The 23,188-nt window shown below is 61.6% G+C and carries 10 protein-coding genes; all 10 read left to right on the forward strand.

Annotated elements, in window-relative coordinates:
- Positions 1–567, forward strand: a complete 567-nt coding sequence (locus ACZK13_RS05270; protein ID WP_125893701.1) for a hypothetical protein — start codon at positions 1–3, stop codon at positions 565–567.
- Positions 560–13,087, forward strand: coding sequence for a cadherin domain-containing protein (locus ACZK13_RS05275; protein WP_478482328.1), 12,528 nt, complete (start codon positions 560–562; stop codon positions 13,085–13,087). Before ACZK13_RS05270 ends, ACZK13_RS05275 begins: the two co-directional genes overlap by 8 nt.
- Positions 13,084–13,641 (forward strand): toxin-activating lysine-acyltransferase, encoded by a 558-nt coding sequence (locus ACZK13_RS05280; RefSeq protein WP_180837913.1) that lies wholly within the window; start codon positions 13,084–13,086, stop codon positions 13,639–13,641. Before ACZK13_RS05275 ends, ACZK13_RS05280 begins: the two co-directional genes overlap by 4 nt.
- Positions 13,642–13,833: 192 nt before the next feature.
- Positions 13,834–14,409 (forward strand): single-stranded DNA-binding protein, encoded by a 576-nt coding sequence (locus tag ACZK13_RS05285; RefSeq protein ID WP_180837914.1) that lies wholly within the window; start codon positions 13,834–13,836, stop codon positions 14,407–14,409.
- 207 nt (positions 14,410–14,616) lie between these two features.
- Positions 14,617–15,153 carry a hypothetical protein gene (locus tag ACZK13_RS05290; protein ID WP_478482329.1) on the forward strand — a complete coding sequence of 179 codons (537 nt, stop codon included), beginning with the start codon at positions 14,617–14,619 and terminating at the stop codon, positions 15,151–15,153.
- The gene (locus ACZK13_RS05295; RefSeq protein WP_234799142.1) at positions 15,144–15,872 is read left to right on the forward strand and encodes a site-specific integrase; all 729 of its coding nucleotides are present in this window, start codon (positions 15,144–15,146) and stop codon (positions 15,870–15,872) included. The genes ACZK13_RS05290 and ACZK13_RS05295 overlap by 10 nt, the downstream gene beginning before the upstream one ends.
- Entirely contained in the window at positions 15,859–17,439 is a 1,581-nt protein-coding gene (locus tag ACZK13_RS05300) for a site-specific integrase (RefSeq protein WP_478482330.1), read from the forward strand. Before ACZK13_RS05295 ends, ACZK13_RS05300 begins: the two co-directional genes overlap by 14 nt.
- On the forward strand, positions 17,432–19,282 hold the full coding sequence (locus ACZK13_RS05305; RefSeq protein ID WP_099596160.1) for a hypothetical protein: 1,851 nt from the start codon (positions 17,432–17,434) through the stop codon (positions 19,280–19,282). Before ACZK13_RS05300 ends, ACZK13_RS05305 begins: the two co-directional genes overlap by 8 nt.
- A gap of 564 nt (positions 19,283–19,846) precedes the next feature.
- Positions 19,847–21,904 (forward strand): type I restriction-modification system subunit M, encoded by a 2,058-nt coding sequence (locus ACZK13_RS05310; protein ID WP_011051909.1) that lies wholly within the window; start codon positions 19,847–19,849, stop codon positions 21,902–21,904.
- Positions 21,901–23,181: a restriction endonuclease subunit S gene (locus ACZK13_RS05315; RefSeq protein WP_011051908.1), complete on the forward strand. Its 1,281-nt coding sequence runs from the start codon at positions 21,901–21,903 to the stop codon at positions 23,179–23,181. The genes ACZK13_RS05310 and ACZK13_RS05315 overlap by 4 nt, the downstream gene beginning before the upstream one ends.
- Positions 23,182–23,188 lie beyond the last annotated feature (7 nt).

Consider the following 23,188-nt stretch of genomic DNA (forward strand, 5'->3'; position numbering starts at 1 on the left):
ATGCCGTTCTGGCAAATCCTGGGCGCTTCAGTCCTTTGCCTCACTGCGGCATCCCCGGCAAACGCGCGGGAGCGTCACGTCTGGGCAGCATCCGAGCTGGAGAAGATGCTTATCGCATTGGTCCTGGAGCAACCGCGCCACGGTAGTTGGCGTGGCGTCGAACGCTCGGATGTCGAGCGAAGATTCGGTGTACATCTGTCATCTCTGGATGTCAACTCGAGAACGATTCAGTCGAGGCTGCTGACACGTGAAGGGTGGTCCGCCGCAATCAAGGTGGAGTACAGGCGGGAAGGTCGCGCGGTGAAATTCGACGCATTGGCGTCCCGCCGATTCAACGATCTTGAACGGCCATGCACGTTCAAGGCTGACGCAATGACGTCTTCAATGCTGGCTGCGGGATTCCATGGAGGAAGGAACGCCGCGCCGCTCAGCCCGGATACCCGAACCTACTCTCGGGGTTCCGTCTCTGTCCATATCACGACGTTCGACGCGGCCATCAATGCCGCGCTGCCTGAACAGTGTGTAGATACCCTGACCATAGCCCCGCCGGAGCATGACAATGTCTGAACTTAGCATCAGGTTGAACACCTTGCTGGACCAGTTCGCATCGCGAAATGCGGATACGCGTACCGCAGCGCAGAGGCTACGTCAGGCAATTTCCTCGTCACCAAGCTTGGTCAAGCGCTTCGAATCGGCTATTGCCGAGGGCAAGTTGAAAACGATTGAGTTGCTGCCTAGATCGGCGACCGAAAGAGCTCATATGTCGGACGAGGGAGTGCTCGCGATAGGCCGGGATGCCGTCGTGGGCAACGCGACCACTGAGTTCATGGACCAGCTCCGCGATACCTTGGGGCACGAGATCGCGCATGCGCACTATAAAGGCTACGACTTTGCCTTGAATGTGCTGAGTGAAGAAGTAGAGAAGCTGGCGTTTGAGAGAACAGAGACTCGCAATTACACCGCGGTCCTCCAGAATTTCCTTGCTGCCGCACGAAGGAATGAGGCTGTCGCAGCTATCGGAGGCTGGAACGCCAACATTTCCAAGATGATCGCAGACAGTGGAGGCCGTCCTCTAGACCGAGCCGCAGTTCTGGAGAGGATGGCCCAAGTTAATCCGCGATGCGTCATCGAGGTCAATGGCGTCTATCAGATGGCTGCCGGAATCGTGCTGAATGCCGATCTCACTGCAAATGTTTCAGATCAATCCGTTGAAGCATTCGCAAAGTGCTACTTTGATGGCAGCAAGGGAAGCCTGGGGCCTCAAGGAAAGTCTTCCTACACCGATTACTACTTGTCCTACGGCGTCAGCCTGATTGTGCGCATGGAGCGCTACAACAACCAGTACGGGGATCCCGACAGGGCACTGGTACAGATCAATCTTGCCGCTCTGGGAACGACAGAGGCAGCGCTGGAGGTCGCGGGTCTGACATTCCAAGGCAAAGGAGATATCTTCTTCTATACCGACCTTGGTGGTGGCCCGAACAACGGCTTCCAGCGCAGCGGAACCACGACGGGGCCGCGATTTGATCCGGACCAATGGAATGCCTTCTTCGATCGTACGCGCCTGCAGCAGATTGCCCAGGCGGGTGCGCTTGGTGGGGTGATTGGTGGCGCAATCTCTTCTGCCCTGAAGTTGAATGACCCGGCATGGCAGGTCATTTCCTCGGCAACGCTGTCGACCATCGGAGAGAACTTCGCCGAGGCGATCTCGGCCAGGGGCCTCGGGGTTCGGCTGTCCAGTGGGGACTTCAGCAGCATTCTTGCCGATCTTCCTGAGGAGTTTCAGGCCAATCTCAGGAGCGCAGGGGCTGGAGCTGTCTCTTCCTACCTGACCGCAGAGCTGTTCAGGACACTGGGTATCGAAGGGACGCTCGGTGAAATTGCACAGACCGCTGCTGGTGCAGCACTGAGTCAAGTTATCCAGAATGCGAACCTGATCGCCGATGGTGCCAAGATCAGCGTGTTCGAAGGTCTGGGTGCAACGCAGATATTCAACGCAGTCGGTGGCTACGTTGGCGCACGGCTGGGCGCTAGTTTGGTCAAGTTCGATACGGTCGGAGGGCAAATCGGTGCACAGGTTGGTTCGGCGATCGGCGCCTATGTCGGTGCGTCCGTTGCGACCACCTGGGCTGCAGCAGGTAGCAAGGTCGGAGGTGCCGCGTATGGCGCAATCGGAGCGGCAATCGGTGCGCTGGTGGGCTACATCCTGGGCGGGCTCGTTGGCTCGTTCTTCTCAAGTGGCAAGCCGCGTTCGTGGGCGTCGGTCAGCTGGGAAGAGGCATCGGACGGCTTCGTGGTCACCGGCATTCGTTCCCGATCGGGTGGCTCCAAGGCTGGGGCGAGGGTTCTTGCCAATGCCGTAGCGGACAACCTCAACGCGGTGCTGAAGATGTCGGGAAGCCGTGTGGCTTCGGGGGCCAGCATCGATGGCGGTACCTACGGTACCTACGGAAAGGACTATCGATACTGGTCTGCAACGCCCGTCGGGTTTGCGACGGCTGAGGAGCTTATCGGTCACGGCTCTGCGCTGGCTCTGGCGGGGATGGCGGACAAGATGGTTGGCGGAAACATCTATATCAAGCGGGCCATCGTCCAACATCTGGGCATGTTGCCTTCGCCTCGCGGTTTCAATGTGACGTCAATGATTGGCGACTTGGCCATGGCTGCTGATTATGGTCAGTATGTAATGGATCCTTTCCAGGTCAATTCGCTCATCGCCGGTGCGCCAGACAGCGGGTTGGCAGCTCAATGGGCGATCACGCTTGCGCGTGCGATCGAATTGGGCCTCAACAAGCGCGCATCGACCGATTGGACAGGGGGATTTGCAGCGTGGATGGACCAGCTTCCTGACGGTGAGCTGGACGGGCGTGGCTTGAACGCCGCGAACGTCAGTGCGCGATACAATGCCATTGATGGCAGAAAGTTCGTCCTGACTGGCGGAAGCGACGAAGAGCTCTTCTCGATCAGCGACACCATCGTCACCGCGGATAAGGATCGCATTCTCGGTGGCATCGGCAACGACAGCATCATCGTCAATGGTGCCACGCTGTCCAGCACCACCGACCTGCTGATCAATGGCAAGGCCGCCCCGGCCACCCATCGCATTGGCATCGCTGCGGTCATTGATGCCGGTGCTGGCGACGATCTGGTCCGCGGCGGAGACCTCGGCAACGATCTGCTCGGCGGCAGCGGCAACGACACCCTGGTGGGGGGCCTGCTCGATGACTGGCTGCTTGGCGGTGACGGCAACGACGTGCTGTTCGCCGGCAATGTCACCAATGTGAACTTCGCCATCGGTGATGCCAGCGCACAGGCGCTGGCGATCGCCGCGCGTGGTGGCAACGGCAACTACCTCGACGGCGGTGCCGGCGACGATCGCCTGTATGGCGGCACCGGTTCGGACTGGCTGGAAGGCGGCGCCGGCAACGATCTGCTGGTGGGTGGCGAGGGCGGCGACATCATCGCCGGTGGCGCCGGCGATGATCGGGGTGCCAATGGCGAAGCACGCCTGTTCGGTGGGGGCGGCGCGGACCAGTACCTGTTCCGGCTCGGTGACGGCCGCGACGTGATCTACGACGAAGAGGGCGCAGGCGCCATCCGTGGCAGCGGCGACAGCTTGAATGATCGCCTCGCCAAGATCGCCAATGGACAGCTGGCGCGCAACTGGGCCGGTGGCGGCGAGTACGAGGTCAACGGTTCGGTGAAGGGCGGTGAGGACGCGATCGTGTTCGGCACCGGCCTGTCGCTGCAGAACATCCAGATGCGCCGCTCCTCGGCCAGCGGTGCCGGCAACGACCTGATCATCGCCCTGGTCAGCTATGACGCCGCCGGCAACGCGACCCTCACCGGCGATGAGCTGACCATCAAGGACTGGTTCGAATCCTCGCATCGCGTGGAGTGGCTGCGGTTTGCCGATGGCGAGGACATCCGCATCGGCGACATGACCTCGTACATCATCGGCACCGGTGGCTCGGATGTGATCCTGGGCACCTACGGTGCGGACTTCCTCTATGGCGGCGCCGGCAATGACGAGATCCGGGGCCTGGCCGGCAATGACTTCGGCAATGGTGGCTCGGGCGACGATTTCGTTGCTGGCGATGGCGACCAGGACTGGGTGATGGGCGGCTCCGGCAACGACCAGGTGCTGGGCGGCGCGGGCAATGACACGGTGTTTGGCGATGATGGCAATGATCGTGTGTATGGCGGTACGGGTTCGGACCTGGTGGTCGGCGGCCGTGGCAACGACGAAGTGGTGGGCGGTGAAGGCGATGACGTCTTCCGCTACCAGCGCGGCGATGGCGACGACATCGTCATGGACGACTATGTCGACAACTGGGATCTGGTCTGGGAAAGGGGCGCCTATGTCAACGGCTATGTGCGCAATGCCGATGGCACTGTCAGCAAGGATGGCGTGGTCTACTTCGATGGCTCCTCCTGGATCAGCCACAACGACTGGAATGATGAGGCGCAGGTGCTGCGCCGGCACAAGGGCGCGCTCAATGGCCTGATTGCGCGCAACGCGGGTGTTGATTCGCTGGAGTTTGGCGTTGGCATCGACATCCAGGATGTGATGTTGCAGCGCGATGGCAATGACCTGCGCCTGGTGATCGGCCGCGATGGTGAGAAGGAGCGCCTCTCGGCGTCCAGTGACCGCATCACGATCAAGGACTGGTACGCGCTGGGTGGATCGATCGAGAACATGGTGTTTGCCGCGACCGGCCGCCATGCGCTCACCGACATGACCCTGCTGGGGGGCGGCGATGGCAATGACACCATTGCCGGTACGGCCGGCAAGGACTGGTTGACCGGCAACGGTGGCGATGACGTCATCGACGGCGGCGCGGGCAATGACCTGCTGATGGGCAACGAAGGCGACGATACGCTGCGTGGCGGTGCGGGTGACGACATCCTGTACGGCGGCCAGGGCGATGATCTGCTGCACGGCGGTGCCGGCGCGGACACCCTGTTCGGCGGCGGTGGCGTGGACATCGCCTCTTACGCGGGAAGTGCGGCGGTGCGCGTTTACCTGGAAGGCACGTTCGCCAATACCGGCGACGCCAAGGGAGATGTCTACAGCAGCATCGAGGGTATTGAAGGCAGTGCCGGTGCCGATCGCCTCGGCGGCAGCATCGGCGCGGACGTGCTGCGCGGTGGTGGTGGCGCGGATGCGCTGTACGGCGGTGAGGGCGACGATGCCTATGAGTACAACGTCGGCGACGGTAGTGATGTCATCTATGAAGGCGCCTTCTATCTGGATGAGGTGATGTCCAGCTCAGGGACGTTTGGATCAGCCTACACGGCGTCCTGGGAGTATCTGGGCCTTGGCGAGACAACGGCGGGCAACAAGCATCAGTATCGGTTGACGGTCAAGGAGATCGCATCCGGCACCATTGTCTACCAGAGCGTGGACAAGGTGGACTTCCTGTTTGACGCCCCAGTGGCGAACGCGCCAGCCTCCACCACGTGGCCATCGGCGCAGGGGCAGTTCCGTTCGTCGACCTGGCGAAACGGGCCAAATGGGCAACAGATCGTGCGCGAAGTGTTCCAGGCCACCGACGGGGGCCAGGATACGCTGGTACTGGGAGCAGGGCTCAGCCTCTCAAATCTTCGGTTGGCGCTGAGCGGGACGACGCTCCAGGTGGATGTCTTCGCCGCACAGAACGGTACGATCAAGCTCGCCAATCATACGAATGCCCAGCGTCGCGTCGAGTTCATGCAGTTGAAGGACGGACTGGTGCTGGATCTGCGCCAGTTCCGCCAGCTTTCCCAAGGCGGTAGCGCGAGTGACGATGTATTGTTCGGGTCCGATGGCGCGGACACGCTTACGGGTCTTGCAGGTCACGACGTGCTGGCGGGTGGAGATGGCAATGACACGCTGCGGGGCGGCGACGGCGACGACACGCTGGAGGGCGGCGCCGGTGCCGACATCCTCGACGGCGGCAGCGATCGCATCAGCCTCGGCCAGGCCGCGGTGGCGGGTGAAGCCTATGGCGATACCGTCCGATACGTGACCTCCACTGCGTCGCTGGTGCTGGACCTGGCTGCGGGTACTCTGTCGGGCGGGCACGCCGATGGCGATACTCTGGTTGCAGTCAACGGCGTCAGCACGCTGGAGAACGTAGTTGGCAGCGACGGCTTCGCCGATACGATCAGTGGTGATTCACGCGCGAATCGCTTGATCGGGCTGGGTGGCAACGACTGGCTGGATGGGCGGGGGGGCGACGACGTGCTCATCGGTGGTGATGGCAATGACACCCTGATGGGCGGCGACGGCAACGACGCGTTGTCCGGTGATGCCGGCGATGACCGGCTTGAAGGTGGCGGGGGCAACGATGTGCTGGCCGGCGGCGCCGGTGCCGACGAGCTTTACGGCGGGCTGGGCGACGACCAGATCAGCGGCGATGTGGGCAACGACAAGGCTTGGGGCGGCGAAGGCAATGACACCCTGGGGGGCCAGGACGGAGACGATCAGCTCTATGGCGAGGCCGGCAACGATACCCTGGTGGGCGGCGCAGGCGACGACCTGCTGGATGGCGGCACCGGCAACGACACCCTGGCCGGTGAGGCCGGCAACGACCTGCTGCGGGGCGGGGATGGCAATGACACCTACCTGTTCGATCGGGAGGGTGGCAACGACCGCATCGAAGACGCACTGGGCGTCAATCGCATCGTGCTGCAGAACGTGGCCAACCACGAGGTCTGGCTGCAGAAGGTGGGCAACGATCTGCTGGTCAGCGTGATTGGAGGCAGCACTCGGATCACCATCGCGGGCTACTACACCGGCGCCAGCCGGATCACCGAGATCGCGACCGGTGCAGGCTCGCTGTTCCTCGCCCACGCCGAGCCGCTGCTTGCGACAATGGCGGCAGAGTCGGCGTCCGTGCCGGCTGGGATGTCCTCCAGCTTGCAGGGCATGCTCGGCAGCTACTGGCAGAACTCGAGCAAGCCGGCACCGCTGGTCGAAACGCAGTACCTGGCCACCGACGAGGACGTGCCGCTCAGTGGCAGCGTCAATGCCGTCGACCATGACGGGAACATCACCGGGTACACGGTGATCACCGCCCCCGGCATGGGGACCGTCACGCTTAATGCGGCCACCGGCGCCTGGGTCTACACGCCGGCGGCGGACCGCCACGGCAATGACCATTTCGTGGTCCGGGTCACCGATGCCGACGGCAATACCGCAGACCAGATCGTCGATCTGGAGGTGCGCTCGGTCAACGACGCGCCCAGCGACATCCTCGCACCCGGTCCGCTGGCCGTGGACGAGAACGCCGCCAACAACCTGTCGCTGGGCCGCTTCGGCCATGTCGATCGCGACGGCGCGGAAGATACGGCCAGCTTCACCCTGATCAATGATGGCGGCGGCCGCTTCAAGCTCACCGCCGATGGCACGCTCAGCGTTCGTGATGGCACCAAGCTGGACTATGAGACCGCCACCGCGCACACCATCCGGGTGCGCGTGACCGACGGCGCGGGCGCGTGGTTCGAGAAGGACTTCAAGATCGACGTCCGCAACGTCAACGAGGCGCCGTTCACGCCGACCCGGCCACCGAACACTGCGGCCGTACTGGCCGGCGAGAAGACCGGGGCCGGTACGGTGGTGGGCACCTTCGTGATCGGGGACCCCGACAAGACCACGCCGACCCTGCAGCTGGTGACCAACCCGGGTGGCCTGCTGGAAGTGGTGGGCAACCAGGTGCGTGTGCGTGCGGGCGTTGCGATCGACTTCGAGACGCTGGCCGCCGCGCAGGGCGCGACCCTGGTCGATCTGGATGGCGATGGCATCAAGGAGGTGCTGCTGACCGCCAGCGTGAGGGCGTACGACGGCAGCCTGGCATCGGCCTCGACGCTCAGCTTCACCTATGCCATTGAAGATGAGAACGAAGCGCCGACGGCGGTGGTGTTCGCGGCCACCACCACCAGCTTCAGCGAAACCGATCGCGTTCCCACCGGAACCGCGCTGCCGGCGATCCTGCTCGGCACGCTGTCGGCCACCGATCCAGACACCACCGCCGGCAGTGATTTCGCCACGATGGTGTTCAGCGTGTCCGACAGCCGCTTCGAGATCATCAACGGCAACCAGCTGCGCCTTAAGGCCGGTGCGATCGTTGACTATGAAGCGGGAGGCAACGTCACCGTGACGGTCACCGCGACCGATCGCGGCGGCGCCGGATTGAGCGTCAGCAAGCAGTTGGTCTTCACCGTGGTCAACCGGGATGACTACCTGTACGGCACTGCCGCTGGCGAAACGCTGGTCGGCCAGGCCAACCGGGACGTGATCCAGGGGCTCGGCGGCAACGACATCATCAACGGCGGCGGTGGCAACGACGACCTGTACGGCGGCGATGGCGATGACAATCTGCGCGGTGAGGCTGGCGACGACAAACTGTGGGGCGAGCTGGGTCGCGACACGCTGTACGGTGGCGCAGGCGTCGACGAACTGCGTGGTGGTGATGGCGATGACAACCTGTATGGCGAAGACGGTGATGACCGCCTGTACGGCGACGCCGGCAATGACATCCTCGATGGCGGTGCCGGCAATGACCTGCTGGAAGGGGGCATCGGAAATGACACGCTGCGCGGCGGCGTCGGCAACGACATCCTGCGCGGTGGCGATGGCGACGATATCCTCGATGGCGGCGTCGGTGCCGACACCCTGTCCGGAGGCGCCGGTGTCGATACGCTGACCTACGCCTCGGCGACGGCGGGCATCGTGCTGAACCTGGCTACCGGAACACATGGCGGGGCGGCCGCCGGCGATGTGCTGGAAGATGCGTTCGAGCGCGTGATCGGCAGTGGGTTCGACGACGTCATCACTGGTGGCGCGGGGGATGATTACATCGAGGGTGGCGCGGGCAACGACAAGCTCTACGGCGGCGCTGGCAATGACACGCTGTATGGCGGTGATGGTGACGACCTGCTCGATGCGCAGGCAGGCAATGACACCCTGTATGGCGGCGCCGGTAACGACATCCTGATTGGTGGCGATGATAGCGACGTCTACTTGATCGACCGCAACTCCGGTGCCGACGAAATCCGCAACTACGACTCCAGTGGCGACGATATCGACGTCATCGGCTATCGCGACATCAGTCGCAATGATCTGTGGTTCAGTCGAACCGGCGACGATCTGGTGATCTCGGTGATTGGTACCAGTGTGGTGACCACGATCAAGGGCTGGTACACCACCACCAACGCCAATGATCGCGCCAACTACAAGATCGATTTCTTCCTGGCCGGCGAGCACGCCAGCAGCACGATCAATGCAGAGGCACTGGTCTCGTTGATGGCCGGCCGCACCAAGCCCGCCACGGTCGCGGCCTATCAGGCATTGCATGCCGACGGCACGTTCGAGAACCAGTGGCGGCACTACTGGGATGGCAACGGCCTGCCGTCGATCAGCATCGTGCCGGATCAGTCGATCAACGAGGATGGCCAGGTCGCCCTGCAGTTCACCGTCGGTGATGACCTGACCCCGGCGTCCGGGGTCACCGTACGTGCCGTGGCGGTGGATGCCACTGACCTTACGACGGTGGTGGCCTGGATGAATACTCCGACCATCACTGCGGGGGCCAACGGCGAGCGCACGGTGACGCTGGTGCCCAAGAGCAACGCCAGCGGACGCGTTGCGATCAAGCTGATCGCAACCGATGCCGGTGGGCTGGTGACCGAGCGCGTGTTCTTCATGAATGTGGCGCCGGTAGTGGACGCGCCGGTGATTACCCGTGCCGTGCAGGTCGGCAAGACACTTGATAGTGGCACGCTGACGCTGGATGTGCAGGCGGCGCTGTCCGATGCCGATGGTTCGGAGACCCTGGAGATCCGCATCTCGAACCTGCCGACCGGGCTGACCCTGAACAAGGGCACGAACCTGGGCAACGGCGTGTGGTCGCTGACGCCGGCGCAGCTGGCCGGTCTAGCGCTGGTCGGTCCGGCCACGTGGTCGGCCGACCTGACCGGCACTGCGGCGCTGACGGTGACTGCCATCGCCAAGGAGACCGCGACGGGCAAGACCAGCAGCACGACGCAGACCCTGTCGGTCACCATCAATGCGCGTCCGACCGACATCACCGTGGACCGTACGCTGAGCACAGTCGAGTCGACCTCGGATGCACCGGTGGCCAATGGCACCGTGCTGGGCAACTTCGCACGGGTGGATGCGGACAATGACAGCTTCACCTTCAGCCTGACCAACAACGCAGGCGGGCGCTTTGCGATTTCCGCGGCCGGGGTGCTGACGGTGGCCAATGCCAGCCTGCTCGACTACGAGGCCAACACCTCGCACCAGATCGTGGTGCGGGTGACCGATTCGGGCGGGTTGACCCGCGACAAGACCTTCACCGTCGCGGTGACCAACGTCGATGAAGCCCCGGCCACGCCGACCGTCTCCAGCCAGCCGGTGGCGATTGCTGCGGAGAATGCAGCATTGGGTGGTGTGGTGATTGCCAACTTGGCTTCCAGCGGTGGCAATGGCACCTACAGCTATGTGCTGGAGGGCGACGCGCGCGGCTGGTTCACCCTGGTCGGCAACCAGCTGAAGTTCCGTGATGGCCTGGTACTGGATTTCGAGGCGCTGAAGGCCGCCGGCATGACCCTGAGCGATGCTGACAGCGATGGCCGCCAGGAAGTGGTGTACTCGGTGTCGGTGAAGGCGGTATCCGGTGGATTGACCTCGGCAGGTGCGCGCACCATTACCGTACGCCTGGAGGACGTCAATGACGCGCCTCATGGCATCACTGCCGACCGCTCGCTCAGCATTGCCGAGAACTCGGGCAACGGCACCGAGGTCGGCAGGTTCAGCGGCCAGGACCAGGACGTTACCGACGGTCTGACCTTCATCCTGGTCAACAACGCTGGCGGCCGCTTTGCCATCACCGCGGCTGGTGTACTGAGCGTTGCCAATGGCGGGCTGCTGGACTACGAGGCCGCCACTTCGCATGCAATCACGGTGAGGGTGACCGACACCCACTGCGCGACCCGCGACCAGGTGTTCCAAGTGGGCGTGTCCAACGTCAACGAAGCACCACGAACGCCGGACGTCGTACAGCACGTGGCGCTCACCTCCGAGAACACCGGCGTGGCCGGGCAGGTGGTGGCTACGTTGTCCTCATCTGATCCGGATGGCACCGCGCCCTCTTATCAGATCATCAACGATCCTTTCGCCTGGTTCGTCATTTCCGGAAACCAGCTCAAGTACAACGTCAGCAGCTTCGATTTCGAAGCGGTTGCACCGTACCTGCAGCTGATCGACGGCGACGGCGACGGCCAGCTGGAGGCTTACTACAACGTCACGGTCCGTGCCACGGATGGTGCGCTGGTGTCGGGCAATCGCGAGATCACGGTACGCATCGAAGACGTCAACGAGGCACCGACGACCTGGGGCCAGAGTCTGACGCTGGCCGAATCGGCGCCGGGCGCGGGCCAGACCGTGTTCCAGTTCACCAACTGGTCCGACCCCGACAGCCAGTGGTACAACCGCGACCACCGGTTTGCCATCACAGGTGGTGCCAGCAACCTGTTCGGCATCAACGCCACCACGGGTCAGATCGCGCTGCACGGGCAGCTGGACTATGAAACCGCGCAGAGCCACCAGATACAGGTGACGGTCACCGATCGTGGTGGCTTGTCCAGCAGCACCTGGGTGACGATCAATGTGCAGAACGTCAATGAGCGGCCGACGGTCGTCCAGACGCTGGATAGCAACTACGTGTACGTGCTCTGGGGAAGTGACCAGGAGGACATCTTCAGCCGTCTGGTGATCACCAGTGCGGTGGAGCTGGTGAGTACTACCGGCCAGTACTGGGACACCTACACCAACGAGACATCGTTCTTTGACTATGGGACCACGTCGAGGGCCATTTCCGGTGATGGCTTCCTGAACGGCTATTACTACAACGGCACGCTTGCCACGCGGATCGTGAATCGTGGAAACCGGCGCCAGGTGAATGACGGAAACTGGGGCGATCCGCGCGGAAGCGGCGCGGGCTACTACCAGGAGACCTACTACGACACCTACTATGAAATCGTCATCCAGAGCGTGGACAGCTCTGGTCTCTGGAGTGATCCGCTGAAGTTTGTCGTCAACGAGTTCGGTGCACGCCTCGGTCCGGTCGTGCTTGACCTGGATGGCGACGGCGTGGAGACCGTGGGCTGGGCGCAGAGCGCCACGCGCTTTGACATGGACGGTGATGGCGTGCGTGATCTGACCGGTTGGGTCGGGCCGCACGACGGTCTACTGGTGCTCGACCGCAATCGCAACGGCACGATTGATTCCGGCGCCGAAATCTCGTTCACGATGGATCTGGAGGGGGCCCATTCCGACCTCGAAGGTCTGGCTGCCTATGACAGCAATGGTGATCGGCGTCTGGATGCCAATGACGCCCGCTTCGGAGAGTTCCAGGTCTGGCGTGACGCCAACCGCGATGGCATCAGCCAGGCGGGTGAGCTGTTGACGTTGCAGCAGGCCGGCGTGGCGTCGATCAACCTCGATGCGCGCCGTACCGGGCAGATGCCGGGTACATCGGCGGACAACACCACCTATGCCAACGGTCAGTACACCCGTACCGATGGCACCCAGGCGGCGCTGTCGGACATGTTCTTCGCTTTCGGCGAGCGCGATGAGGAGGGCAACGGTGACGGCCTGAATCTGAATGCTGGCGCCGGCAAGGGCGGACGCGACCTGGGCAGCGGTGATGCCGCCTCCGGCCGGGTCAACCGTCGAGGCGGCGATCCACGCTTCGCGCCTGCAGCTGACCTGCCGCAGGCCCCGGTGGCGCAAGCAGTGACGGAACCGGGGGATCGTTTCGGTGGCGTTGAGCCCACAGCCGCCGAGCGGATGCAGCAATCGGCTCGTTCGGAACATCGTGCTCCCATCGACGAAAGCATTCCCTCCGGCCAGGCATCACAGCGCTCAGCCTTGCATGACAATCTGGCGCTGGCACAGAAGAAGCGGTTCCAGATGATCGAAGCGATGTCCACGTTCGACGCCCAGCCCTATGCCCAGGGCATCAGCACAGCGGCGCGCGATCCGGCCACCATGGAACTGTTGACCGCCATTCCCGACTACAGGATTTCCCGTTCATGATCACGTCCACGACCGCCACCGCCACCGCCACCACCACCGACGGGGCGCCGCGCACCGTTGCCGAGGCCCTCGGCCAGATCGTCTGGCTGCTTTCACAGTCGCCGCTGCACCGTGAGATGCAGTTGAAGGACCTCGAATGGTCATTCATGCCGCCGCTGCTGAAGGAGCAGTTCCGGGTGTTCCGTTTCGGCACCCTGCCGCCGTTGCCGGGCATGCAGGAGGCCGGTGCGGCCTTCGCCGGGGTGACCCAGCAGGCGCTGGAACAGTTGCCGCTTGGAGTTGCAATCTGGGCCAATTTGTCAGAGGAGGCCGAGCGCAAGCTGGAAGCCGGCGAGCGGCTGGAACTGGACGACTGGAACAGCGGCGATCGCCTGTGGCTGATCGAGTTCATCACTCCCTTCGCCCAGCCCGGCAACGGCCTGGCCGAGGCCATGCTGGGCGATCTGCTGACCGGGCCGTTCGCGGGGCGCAGTCTGTCCATGCATCGGACCGATCCGGCCACCGGCCGGCGTGACAAGGTGACCCTGGGCGGCGTGCCGTCGCAGGCGGCCTGATCCGGGAGAGGTGAACGTCCGCCCCGGTCGCCACGCTGGCGGTCGGGGGAGTAGAGGCAAGCCCGGTGGGCCGGGGCTCGATGATAGAATGCCGGGTTTCTGGCAGTGCCCACCCATGGGCGGCCGGGTATCGGCAACTCCGGCTGTGTGCTATGACAGGCACCAGCCCCCGGACAATGGAATCACTTACCTATGGCGCGCGGCATCAACAAAGTCATCCTGGTCGGCAACCTCGGCAACGACCCGGACGTGAAGTACACCCAGAGCGGCATGGCGATCACCCGCATCAGCCTGGCCACCACCAGCGTCCGCAAGGACAAGGATGGCAACCAGCAGGAACGTACCGAATGGCACCGCGTGGTGTTCTTCGGCAAGCTCGGCGAGATCGCCGGCGAGTACCTGCGCAAGGGCAGCTCGGTCTACGTCGAAGGCAGCCTGCGCTACGACAAGTACACCGGCCAGGACGGCGTGGAGAAGTACTCCACCGACATCGTTGCCGATGAAATGCAGATGCTGGGCGGCCGTGGTGAAGGCGGCGGTGGCGGCGGTGGCGGCAACTACGGCGGCGATCGCCCGCAGCGCCAGCAGGCGCCGCGCCAGGAGTACGGCGGCGGTGGCGGTGGCCAGCGCGGCGGCCAGGGCGGTGGCTATGGCAACCAGGGCGGCAACCAGGGTGGCGGTTACGGCAACCAGAGTGGCAACCAGCGCCCGCAGCCGCAGCAGGCGCCGCCGATGGATGACTTCGCTGACGACGATATTCCGTTCTAGCGAATACTAGATCGAGAGTGGTGATATAGATCCACGGAGAGCCCCGTTTTTACGGGGCTTTCTGTTTTTCAATGGTTCTTGCACTGTTGAGAATTTCATATATAGTTGTGTGCATGGGGAAAAAGTAAAAAAAGGGCGATGCCCATGCTGTCAGTTCATGTGCTTGGCGAAGGGGAGCGAGTCCCAATGCTCCATGATGAGCAGGGCATGCCTTTGTTCTATCCGACCCTGTTCGCTACTTCCCAGCTTCGGAATGCAGGGGCGGCCGTAAACACGATCCGGAACAAGCTTGCCGATCTCCTCGTGCTCTTGCGCTGGGAGCAGGCCAATGGCCGAGACCTGATTACAGAGTTCCGCAGCGGACGCTTTCTCTCGGTTGCAGACATAGTTTCGCTGCGGGATTTCGCCAAGCTCGACATGCGGGAGTTGAGTTCTGCTGGAGACGGTGAAAAGGAACGGGGCGTCGTCGTAGATTTCCTTGAGGCGCGAGTTTCCTCAAGTCGGGCTCTGGCCACCATTGGTGGGCAGCAACACTTCAATCGGATCAGCACGTTCGCCGACTATCTGGAATTTACGGCTTCAGTCGTTACACAGCATCAGAACCCGTCACGGACCGCGCAGGAAATCGCGCGGATGGCCAGGACCATCCGTAAACATCGGCCCCGCGGGTTGGCAAAGCAGAGGGCCGACGAATCGGATCTGCGCTCCCCCCTTCTGAGTTGGTCGAGCGATTCATGGCGATAGGTGCCGAGGGAAACCCGCGAAACCCGTTCCGGCACCCGGAAGTCCAACTGCGAAATGCTATTATCTTCGGGCTGCTGCGGCACACCGGAATGCGGCGAGGGGAGCTATTGAGTCTGCGGCTCGATCAATTCGATTTGGGCCATGAGCCGCACGTCTGGGTTCGGCGCAATCAGGACGATAAGCATGACTCGCGGCGCTATCAGCCGGTAGCCAAGACCAAGGAGCGTCCGCTGCCGCTGCCTGAGATGCTAGCCAACCAGATCGACCGTTACATGTTGAAGGTGCGCCCCAAGATCGGCCCCGCCAGACGGCACCCCTACCTGCTTGTCTCGCACAGGAAGGGCAGCACATGGGGTAAGCCGCTCTCCGCCTCAGCACTAAGCAGTCAGATCTTTTCCCGGATGCGCGCGGTTGACTCCGCCTTCGAGGCTATCCATCCCCATGCCTTTCGACACCACTTCAACTACGAGCTTTCCGTCAGCATTGACAAGCACAACGCCAAGAGCCGGTCAGGGGAAGATGCTGAGGCGTCGCCGATCAGTGAGGCTAAGGAACTGGATGTTCGTGCGTTCCTGAATGGTCATCGCAGCAAGACCTCGGGAGCGACGTACAACCGGCGCCACATCCGTGAAGCCAGCGACAAGGCTGCTCGTCGGGTGCAGGCAGGTCGTCCCAAGACCAGCGATAACTCTAAGGAAGACGGCGATGGTCCGCGTTAAGCCAAAGCAGGTCGATGCCGAGCGGAAGTCGATAGCTCGAGCAGTGTCTAAGGACGGTTATCCATTTGAACCTACGGATGACCACTGGCGATTGAATAAGGACGTGCAAATCGCGCTTGGTCTTCCAGGGGCTATTGACGCTATAGCCGAAGCTGGCTTTCGCGCCACGCTGTTGCGCTATGCGGAAGAGGCATCTGCTCGTCATACGCGAAATATGGAGACGCGTTTCAAGCGATACTTGCGGGACACCGGAGCGTCACGGGTGACGGTGTCCGACCTCATCAATTGGCGCGCCAGCCTTGCGACAGACGAGCAATATCAGTTGGGTGGGCTGAAGGGATTTCTGCTTGCATGGTACGACTACGGGTTTGAAGGCATCACCGATGAAGTCGTTGATCTACTACAGGGTTGGCGAATACAGGGGAACGAAAAAGGCGTGGCCGTCGCCAGTGGTTGCCCTGAGAGTGGACCTTACACCGACCTTGAGATGGCTGCGATCTTGGATTGGGCGAATCTTGCGGCAGCACGGAAGGACATCGCATTTGAGGACTACGCCTATCTGCTTACCTTGGCGATGACCGCGCGACGTCCTGTCCAGATTGCAGCACTTAGGGGACGGGACATGATTCGGGAGACTGGTGAAGGTACGCCAATGTTCAGGCTCAACATTCCGCGAGCAAAGCAACGCGGCCTCGCGTTCCGTGGTGCCTTCCGGTCTCTTGCCATTCTTGAAGACCTATATCTGGTGCTTCGGCAGCAGCATCGACAGTCCGTCGCCGCAGTTTCCGAAGCTATTGGGCGAACAGTAGACCCCGTGCTGGCAGGCGAAGTGCCGATCTTTCTAAATCGCAAGCGTATCGAGGGTGTGGAACACGTCGACGAACTCACTGACCTTTTGATGGGCAGTGCGCCCGACCAGCTGCACGCAAAGATCGACTCGTTCGACTCCGCTCTGCAGCGTTGCGCTAAGGCGTCGACTGCACGTTCGGAGCGCACTGGCGAGTTCATTCGTCTCTCAGCAATTCGATTCCGACACACACGGGGCACCAAGCTTCGTCGAGAGGGCTTCGGTGCAGTCATCATTGCTGATCTGTTGGATCATTCCGACACTCAGAACGTGCGTGTGTACACGGAGAACACTGCTCAGGAGGCGGTGGTCATCAATGAGCTGGTGGGTGCCCAGCTCGCTCCCTTTGCGCAAGCCTGTCTCGGTAAGCTTGTCCGCTCTGAACGTGAGGCAATTCGCGGTGACGATCCGCGAAGCCGGGTGCCGAACGACCACCAACACGCGGTGGGAACCTGTGGGAACTATGGCTTCTGCGCTAGTGGCTACCGTTCTTGTTACACCTGCTATCACTTCCAGCCGTGGATCGACGGGCCGCATGAAGAGGTGTTGGTGGACCTATACGCTGAGAAGGAGCGCACCCGGGAGGCAGGCTGCACAGACGTCATCGTAAACGCAAATGACCAGTTGATCCTCGCCGTCGAGCATTGCGTTTCGATGTGCAAGAAGGCTAGGGATCGGATGCCTGAAGCGACTTTGTTAGAGGCGGACGCCCATGGGTGATGTCGTCCAATTCGTGCCTCGCGCTGAGCGCGATGCAAGTAAAAATCTAGCCGAGTTCATCCGCTTGGCAAAAGAAAGCCTGACAGCATTCGCGAATGGTGGTGCTTGGGATCGCGACAAGTGGCAGCAAAACGAAACCGTAGTTGTATTCGCGACGAAGACTTCGCCTCTGAACTCATACTCCTTTACGCCCTTCGCCGAACCATTCATGCAGTTCGCAAAGGCATACGTTAGATACCGGTATAGCCACAGACCGGTCAAGAGCTTGGCAATGATGCTCCAGGCGCTTCGCTGCGTGGAGGCAGGGTTGCTGGCGTCTTGTAGCCGAGCAGATGTCGGCCTCCTGAGTGGTGCGGTAATGGACGTTTGCGCCAACAAGTGCAAGGAGTTCTACTCCAGCGAGGATGTGCACCACAAAACCGGGCTCCAACTTCAAGCCGTATTCGACTTCTTGCGTGAGAAGAGTCTTGTCTTGTCGTTGCCAGCTTGGAAGTCTCCTTTCAAGAAGCCGGTCATCCTGACCGAGGATCTCGGCGAAGCAGGGCAGGCCCATCGCATGGCAAAGCTTCCCTCTAATGAGGCAATGCTCGCAGTTGCTGACGTGTTCGCCCAGGCCGACGATCGAGAGAGCCAGTTCTACTCGTCAATCTTCATCCTGCTGATGGCAGCGCCCGGCCGCATCTCCGAAGTCCTCAAGCTGCCTACTGATTGCATTCAATGGGAGGCGGACGAAGGTGGGAAGCTTCAAATGTTCCTGCGCTGGCATGCGGTCAAGGGCAAAGGCGCGACGAAGAAGTGGGTTGTACCCGCCATGCATGACGTCGTGCAAGAGGCTGTCCGGCGGTTGGTCGAAGTCGGTGATCCGGCACGTGAGGTAGCAAAGACGGCGTTCGAAGGCTCAGCACAATTGTCGAGAGAGGCCGGCGCGTCCAACCTCATCAAAGAGTTTGGTGGCTTTTACTGGCCATTCTTGGATGAGAAGAAGGTGCTGAAGGCTTGGGACGCACTATGCCTGCACCGAGAGAATGAGTTCAACCGCGAGAGGGAAATCAAGCCAAACTCATGGCGGATTCCCGACGCTAACGAGGTGAACAGGCGCTTGGGCGCCGGCCACCGATTATCGCTATTTGATCGCATGGGTCTGCGGAATTCGGATGGCACGCGCATCGTGTTGACCTCGCACCAGCTCCGTCATTGGCTCAGCACGATGTCAGAGCGGGCGGGCATGGACGACTATACCCTGGCGCAATGGGCTGGCCGTGCAAAGGTTTCCGACAATCGTCATTACGACCATCGCTCGCCCGAGGAGCGCCTGGAGGCTGCCCGAGGGCTGCTTCCGATGCAGCTTGCTCCATTGCTCGAGCGCATCAAGCATCGTCAGCCGGTGACATATCAGGAGCTTGGGGTTGATCGGCTAGGAACGGCCAAAGCAACGCTCTACGGCATGTGCGTGCACGACTACGCCATGGCGCCGTGCCAGAAACAGCGCGAGTGCATGACCTGCAAGGAGCATGTTTGCGTCAAGGGCGATCACGTTACGCTAGATCGGATTCGTCTCTTGGAAACGCAGACGGAAAAACTGCTCCAACACGCCATGAAAGCTCATGATGATGGCGACTTTGGCGCCGACCGCTGGGTTGACAATCACAAGTGGAAGCTCGCGCACGTCAAGGCAATGCGGATGGCCTTGGAGCATCCCAATATTCCGGAGGGAGCGGTCCTCAGGGTCCCGGACGGGCACGATCCCTCTCCAGTTCGTCGCGCCCTTATGGATCTTGATGTGGTGGAGATGCCCTCCATGGAGGCGCTTGGTCCGAACATAATTCCCTTGGCCCTGACCTGATCGCCATGCCAAAAAGGATCATCACCAAGGCAACGCTCCCAAAGATCATGCGTGAGCTAGATCGCTGGCAAGGCAAGCTCACTTGGCCACTTTTCTGCGAGCGTGTCGCAAAGGTGCTGAACGTCGCAGCGATTTCGAAGCACACGATGTACCTCTACCCCGCCATCAAAGAGCGGTTTCAGCAGCGACAGAAGGACTTGCGAGAGGCAAGGGATGCACTCCCGCGAGACTTCACGCTAGATTCCGCGACCCGGCGGATTGCTGATCTGGAAGCACAGGTAAAACGGCTAGAAGAGACGAATAACCGGCTGTTAGACCAGTTCCGCAGATGGCAATACAACGCCTATGCGAACAACGTCAGGATGGATCTTCTCGCTTTAGATAAGCCGCTGCCTGAGGTGAACCGCTCAGGACGCCCACGTGGGATCCCGAGGCCTAGGGTGTCCAAAAAGACATGATCGGTTTGCAACCCATTTGGAAGATCTTTCTGTATCTCAGCGGCTTCAAGCAGGGCGCCAACGGGCCGACATCATCTCTACAAGTTCAAAAATGGCTATGAATCAAATGAAAGATACCAGAACGGCCGCGGGCCATATCGAAGTCCCTAAGGCATCCGACACCGTGCTCGCCAGCTTCATCTGGAAAAATGCCGAGGACCTGTGGGGCGACTTCAAACACACCGACTTCGGCAAGATCATCCTGCCGTTCACGCTGCTGCGCCGCCTTGAATGCGTGCTGGAACCCACGCGCGATGTCGTCCGCGAGACCCACGCCAAGTTCAAGGACAAGGGCCTGGATACCGACTTGATCCTGCGCCAGAAGGCCGGCCTTCCGTTCTACAACACCTCGCAGTACTCGCTGGCTACTTTGGGTGCGACCAAGACCAAGTCGAACCTCGAGGCCTATGTCGCCGCCTTCTCAGACAACGCACGCGTCATCTTCGACCAGTTCAACTTCACCGACACGATCGCCCGGCTCGCCCGCGCCGACATCTTGTTCAAGATCTGCCAGAACTTCGCCAATACCGACCTGCATCCGGATGTCGTGCCCGACCGGGTGATGTCCAACATCTACGAGCACCTGATCCGCCGGTTCGGCTCCGAGGTCAACGAGGCGGCCGAAGATTTCATGACGCCACGCGATGTCGTTCACCTGGCCACCACTCTGTTGCTCGATCCGGACGATGCGCTCTTTCGCAACAGTCCCGGCCTGATCCGCACCCTTTACGATCCCACTTGCGGCACCGGCGGCTTCCTCACCGATGCCATGAACTACGTCGACGGCTTCGCCGCTCAGGGCAAGGCCCCGCCCGTCCTGATCCCGTTCGGCCAGGAACTGGAACCGGAAACCCACGCGGTCGCGCTCGCCAACATGCTGCTGCGTCGCCTGGAAACCGAACCCTCTCGTGACCTGTCGGCCAACGTCGCCGGCCCCAAATCCACGCTCTCTCAGGATGCCTACGCAGGCCAGCGCTTCCACTACTGCCTCTCCAACCCGCCCTTCGGCAAGAAGTGGGAGAAGGACCAGGCGTTCGTCGAACGCGAAGCCAAGGAAAAGGGCTTCGAGGGACGTTTCGGTGCAGGCACCCCGCGCGTGTCCGACGGCTCAATGCTCTTCATTCAACACCTGATCTCTAAGCTGGAGCACCCCAACAAGGGCGGCGGCCGCGCGGCCATCATCCTGTCGGGCTCGCCCCTGTTCACCGGCACCGCAGGTGGTCATGGCCATAGCGAGTCGCAGATCCGCCGGTGGCTGCTCGAGAAGGACTACGTCGAAACCATTGTCGCCTTGCCAAACGACATCTTCTTCCGTACCGGTATCGGTACTTACATCTGGCTGCTGACCAACAACAAGCCAGAGGACCGCCGCGGCAAGATCCAGCTGATCGACGCTACCGAGATGCACAGCCCCATGCGTAAGGCCGAAGGTAACAAGCGCCGCTACCTGAGCGACGGGCAGATCCAGGACATCGCACGGCTCTATGCCGACTACACACCCGGGGAGAATGTGCGGATCGTGGACTATCGCGATTTCGGCTATCGCCGGATCAAGGTCCAGCGACCGCTGCGCCTGGTCGCCAAGGTGACTGAGGAAGGTCTTGCCACCTTGGCGACCAGCAAGGCCTTCGCCAAGCTTGATGAGACTGAGCAATCCGGTTGGCTCACTCTGCTGCGCAAGCATCTGGGCCAGACTTACCCCTATACCTGGTTCGCCACCTTGCCAGCTCTGGCCAAGAAGGCTGGCTTGCCGAAGATCGCAAAGGCTCTAGCGACGGCTCTGGAGAGCGCTTTGGGTGTGCGAGACGACAAGGCACCAGAAGTGGTGGACGCCGATGGCAACCTCGTTGCCGACAAGGACCTGGAAGATTTCGAGACTGTCCCGCTGGACCAGCCCATCGACACCTACATGGCTGCCGAAGTACTGCCCCACGTGTCCGACGCATGGGTGGACGCCAGCTTTACGGATGATGAGGATGGCCAGCGCGGCAAGGTCGGCTACGAGATCAACTTCAACCGCTACTTCTACAAATACGTTCCGCCGCGTGACCTGCACGAAATCGACTCAGAGTTGAAGGCCGTTGAGGCTGAAATCGCCGCACTGCTGGATGAGGTGGCGGAATGACCCCCGCCCTTTACCACAAGGCGTTCAAGTCATCTGGCGCGCCGTGGCTTGGGAATGTGCCCACCCATTGGGTGGTGAAACCTCTGTGGTCCATGTACAGGCAGAAGAAGATTACGGGATACCCCGAGGAGACGCTCCTCTCTGTCTATCGTGACCATGGTGTCATTGAAAAGAGCTCGCGGGACGACAACAAAAATCGTGCGTCAGAAGATCTGAGCGGCTACCAGCTAGTCGTGGATGGCGACCTAGTCACGAACAAAATGAAGACGTGGCAAGGATCGATTGCCGTCTCAAGCCTGCGCGGCATTGTGAGCCCCGCATACTACGTCTACACAAAGCTTCATGACGGCAATAACGCCTACCTCCACCACCTGTTGCGGAGCGTTCCATACATCACTGGCTACCAGTCGATCTCAAAGGGGATCCGTGTGGGCCAGTGGGATCTTGAGGCAGATAAATTTCGCCTGTTCCCCGTACTCATTCCACCTCGGCCGGAACAGGACGCCATCGTCGCCCACCTCGACCGCGCAACCACCCGTATCGACGCCCTGGTCGCCAAGAAGACCCACTTCATCGAGCTGCTGCGCGAGAAGCGCCAGGCCATGATTACGCATGCCGTGACCAAGGGGCTGGATCGTGGTGCGCCGATGAAGGACAGCGGGGTTGAGTGGCTGGGGGAGGTCCCCGTGACGTGGGATACCGCACCACTCAAGTCGTTCCTTCAGCTTCGTCGGGACATCGTTGGTACCGCCAGCGCGAATACCAGGCTGCTTTCGCTCACCTTGCAGGGCGTGATTGAGCGAGACCTGGAAAATCCCACCGGCAAGATGCCTGCTTCATTCGATGGCTACCAGCGCATTTCCGCAGGCGAGATGGTCTTCTGCCTGTTCGACATGGACGAAACGCCGAGGACCGTCGGCGTGGCCCAACAGGACGGGATGCTGACGGGCGCGTATACGGTTTTCCGGCCACAGAGCGACCTCTGGGCGCGCTACCTCTACTACTTCTTTCTCCACGTGGACGAGTACAAGCGCCTTAAGCCCTTCTACAAGGGCCTGCGCAAGACCATTCGACCTGGCCCGTTTCTCTCCATTCAGGTACCGCGCCCCAGGGATGGTGAAGCTGAGGCCATCGTCGCCCATCTCGACCGCGCTACCTCCCGCATTGACACTCTGATCGCCAAGACCGAACGCTCGATCGAATTGCTCCGCGAACACCGCACCGCCCTCATTACCGCTGCCGTCACCGGCAAGATCGACCTGCGCCCTGCGGCCTAAGGACACG

The sequence above is a fragment of the Stenotrophomonas sp. 99219_Sma genome (genome assembly GCF_056480785.1).

Bases quoted from the DNA above. Each gene is read 5' to 3' on its own strand.
- ACZK13_RS05280 (WP_180837913.1), top strand. From the start codon at position 13,084: ATGATCACGTCCACGACCGCCACCGCCACCGCCACCACCACCGACGGG.
- ACZK13_RS05315 (WP_011051908.1), top strand. From the start codon at position 21,901: ATGACCCCCGCCCTTTACCACAAGGCGTTCAAGTCATCTGGCGCGCCG.
- ACZK13_RS05310 (WP_011051909.1), top strand. From the start codon at position 19,847: ATGAAAGATACCAGAACGGCCGCGGGCCATATCGAAGTCCCTAAGGCA.
- ACZK13_RS05300 (WP_478482330.1), top strand. From the start codon at position 15,859: ATGGTCCGCGTTAAGCCAAAGCAGGTCGATGCCGAGCGGAAGTCGATA.
- ACZK13_RS05270 (WP_125893701.1), top strand. From the start codon at position 1: ATGCCGTTCTGGCAAATCCTGGGCGCTTCAGTCCTTTGCCTCACTGCG.
- ACZK13_RS05295 (WP_234799142.1), top strand. From the start codon at position 15,144: ATGGCGATAGGTGCCGAGGGAAACCCGCGAAACCCGTTCCGGCACCCG.
- ACZK13_RS05275 (WP_478482328.1), top strand. From the start codon at position 560: ATGTCTGAACTTAGCATCAGGTTGAACACCTTGCTGGACCAGTTCGCA.
- ACZK13_RS05285 (WP_180837914.1), top strand. From the start codon at position 13,834: ATGGCGCGCGGCATCAACAAAGTCATCCTGGTCGGCAACCTCGGCAAC.
- ACZK13_RS05305 (WP_099596160.1), top strand. From the start codon at position 17,432: ATGGGTGATGTCGTCCAATTCGTGCCTCGCGCTGAGCGCGATGCAAGT.
- ACZK13_RS05290 (WP_478482329.1), top strand. From the start codon at position 14,617: ATGCCTTTGTTCTATCCGACCCTGTTCGCTACTTCCCAGCTTCGGAAT.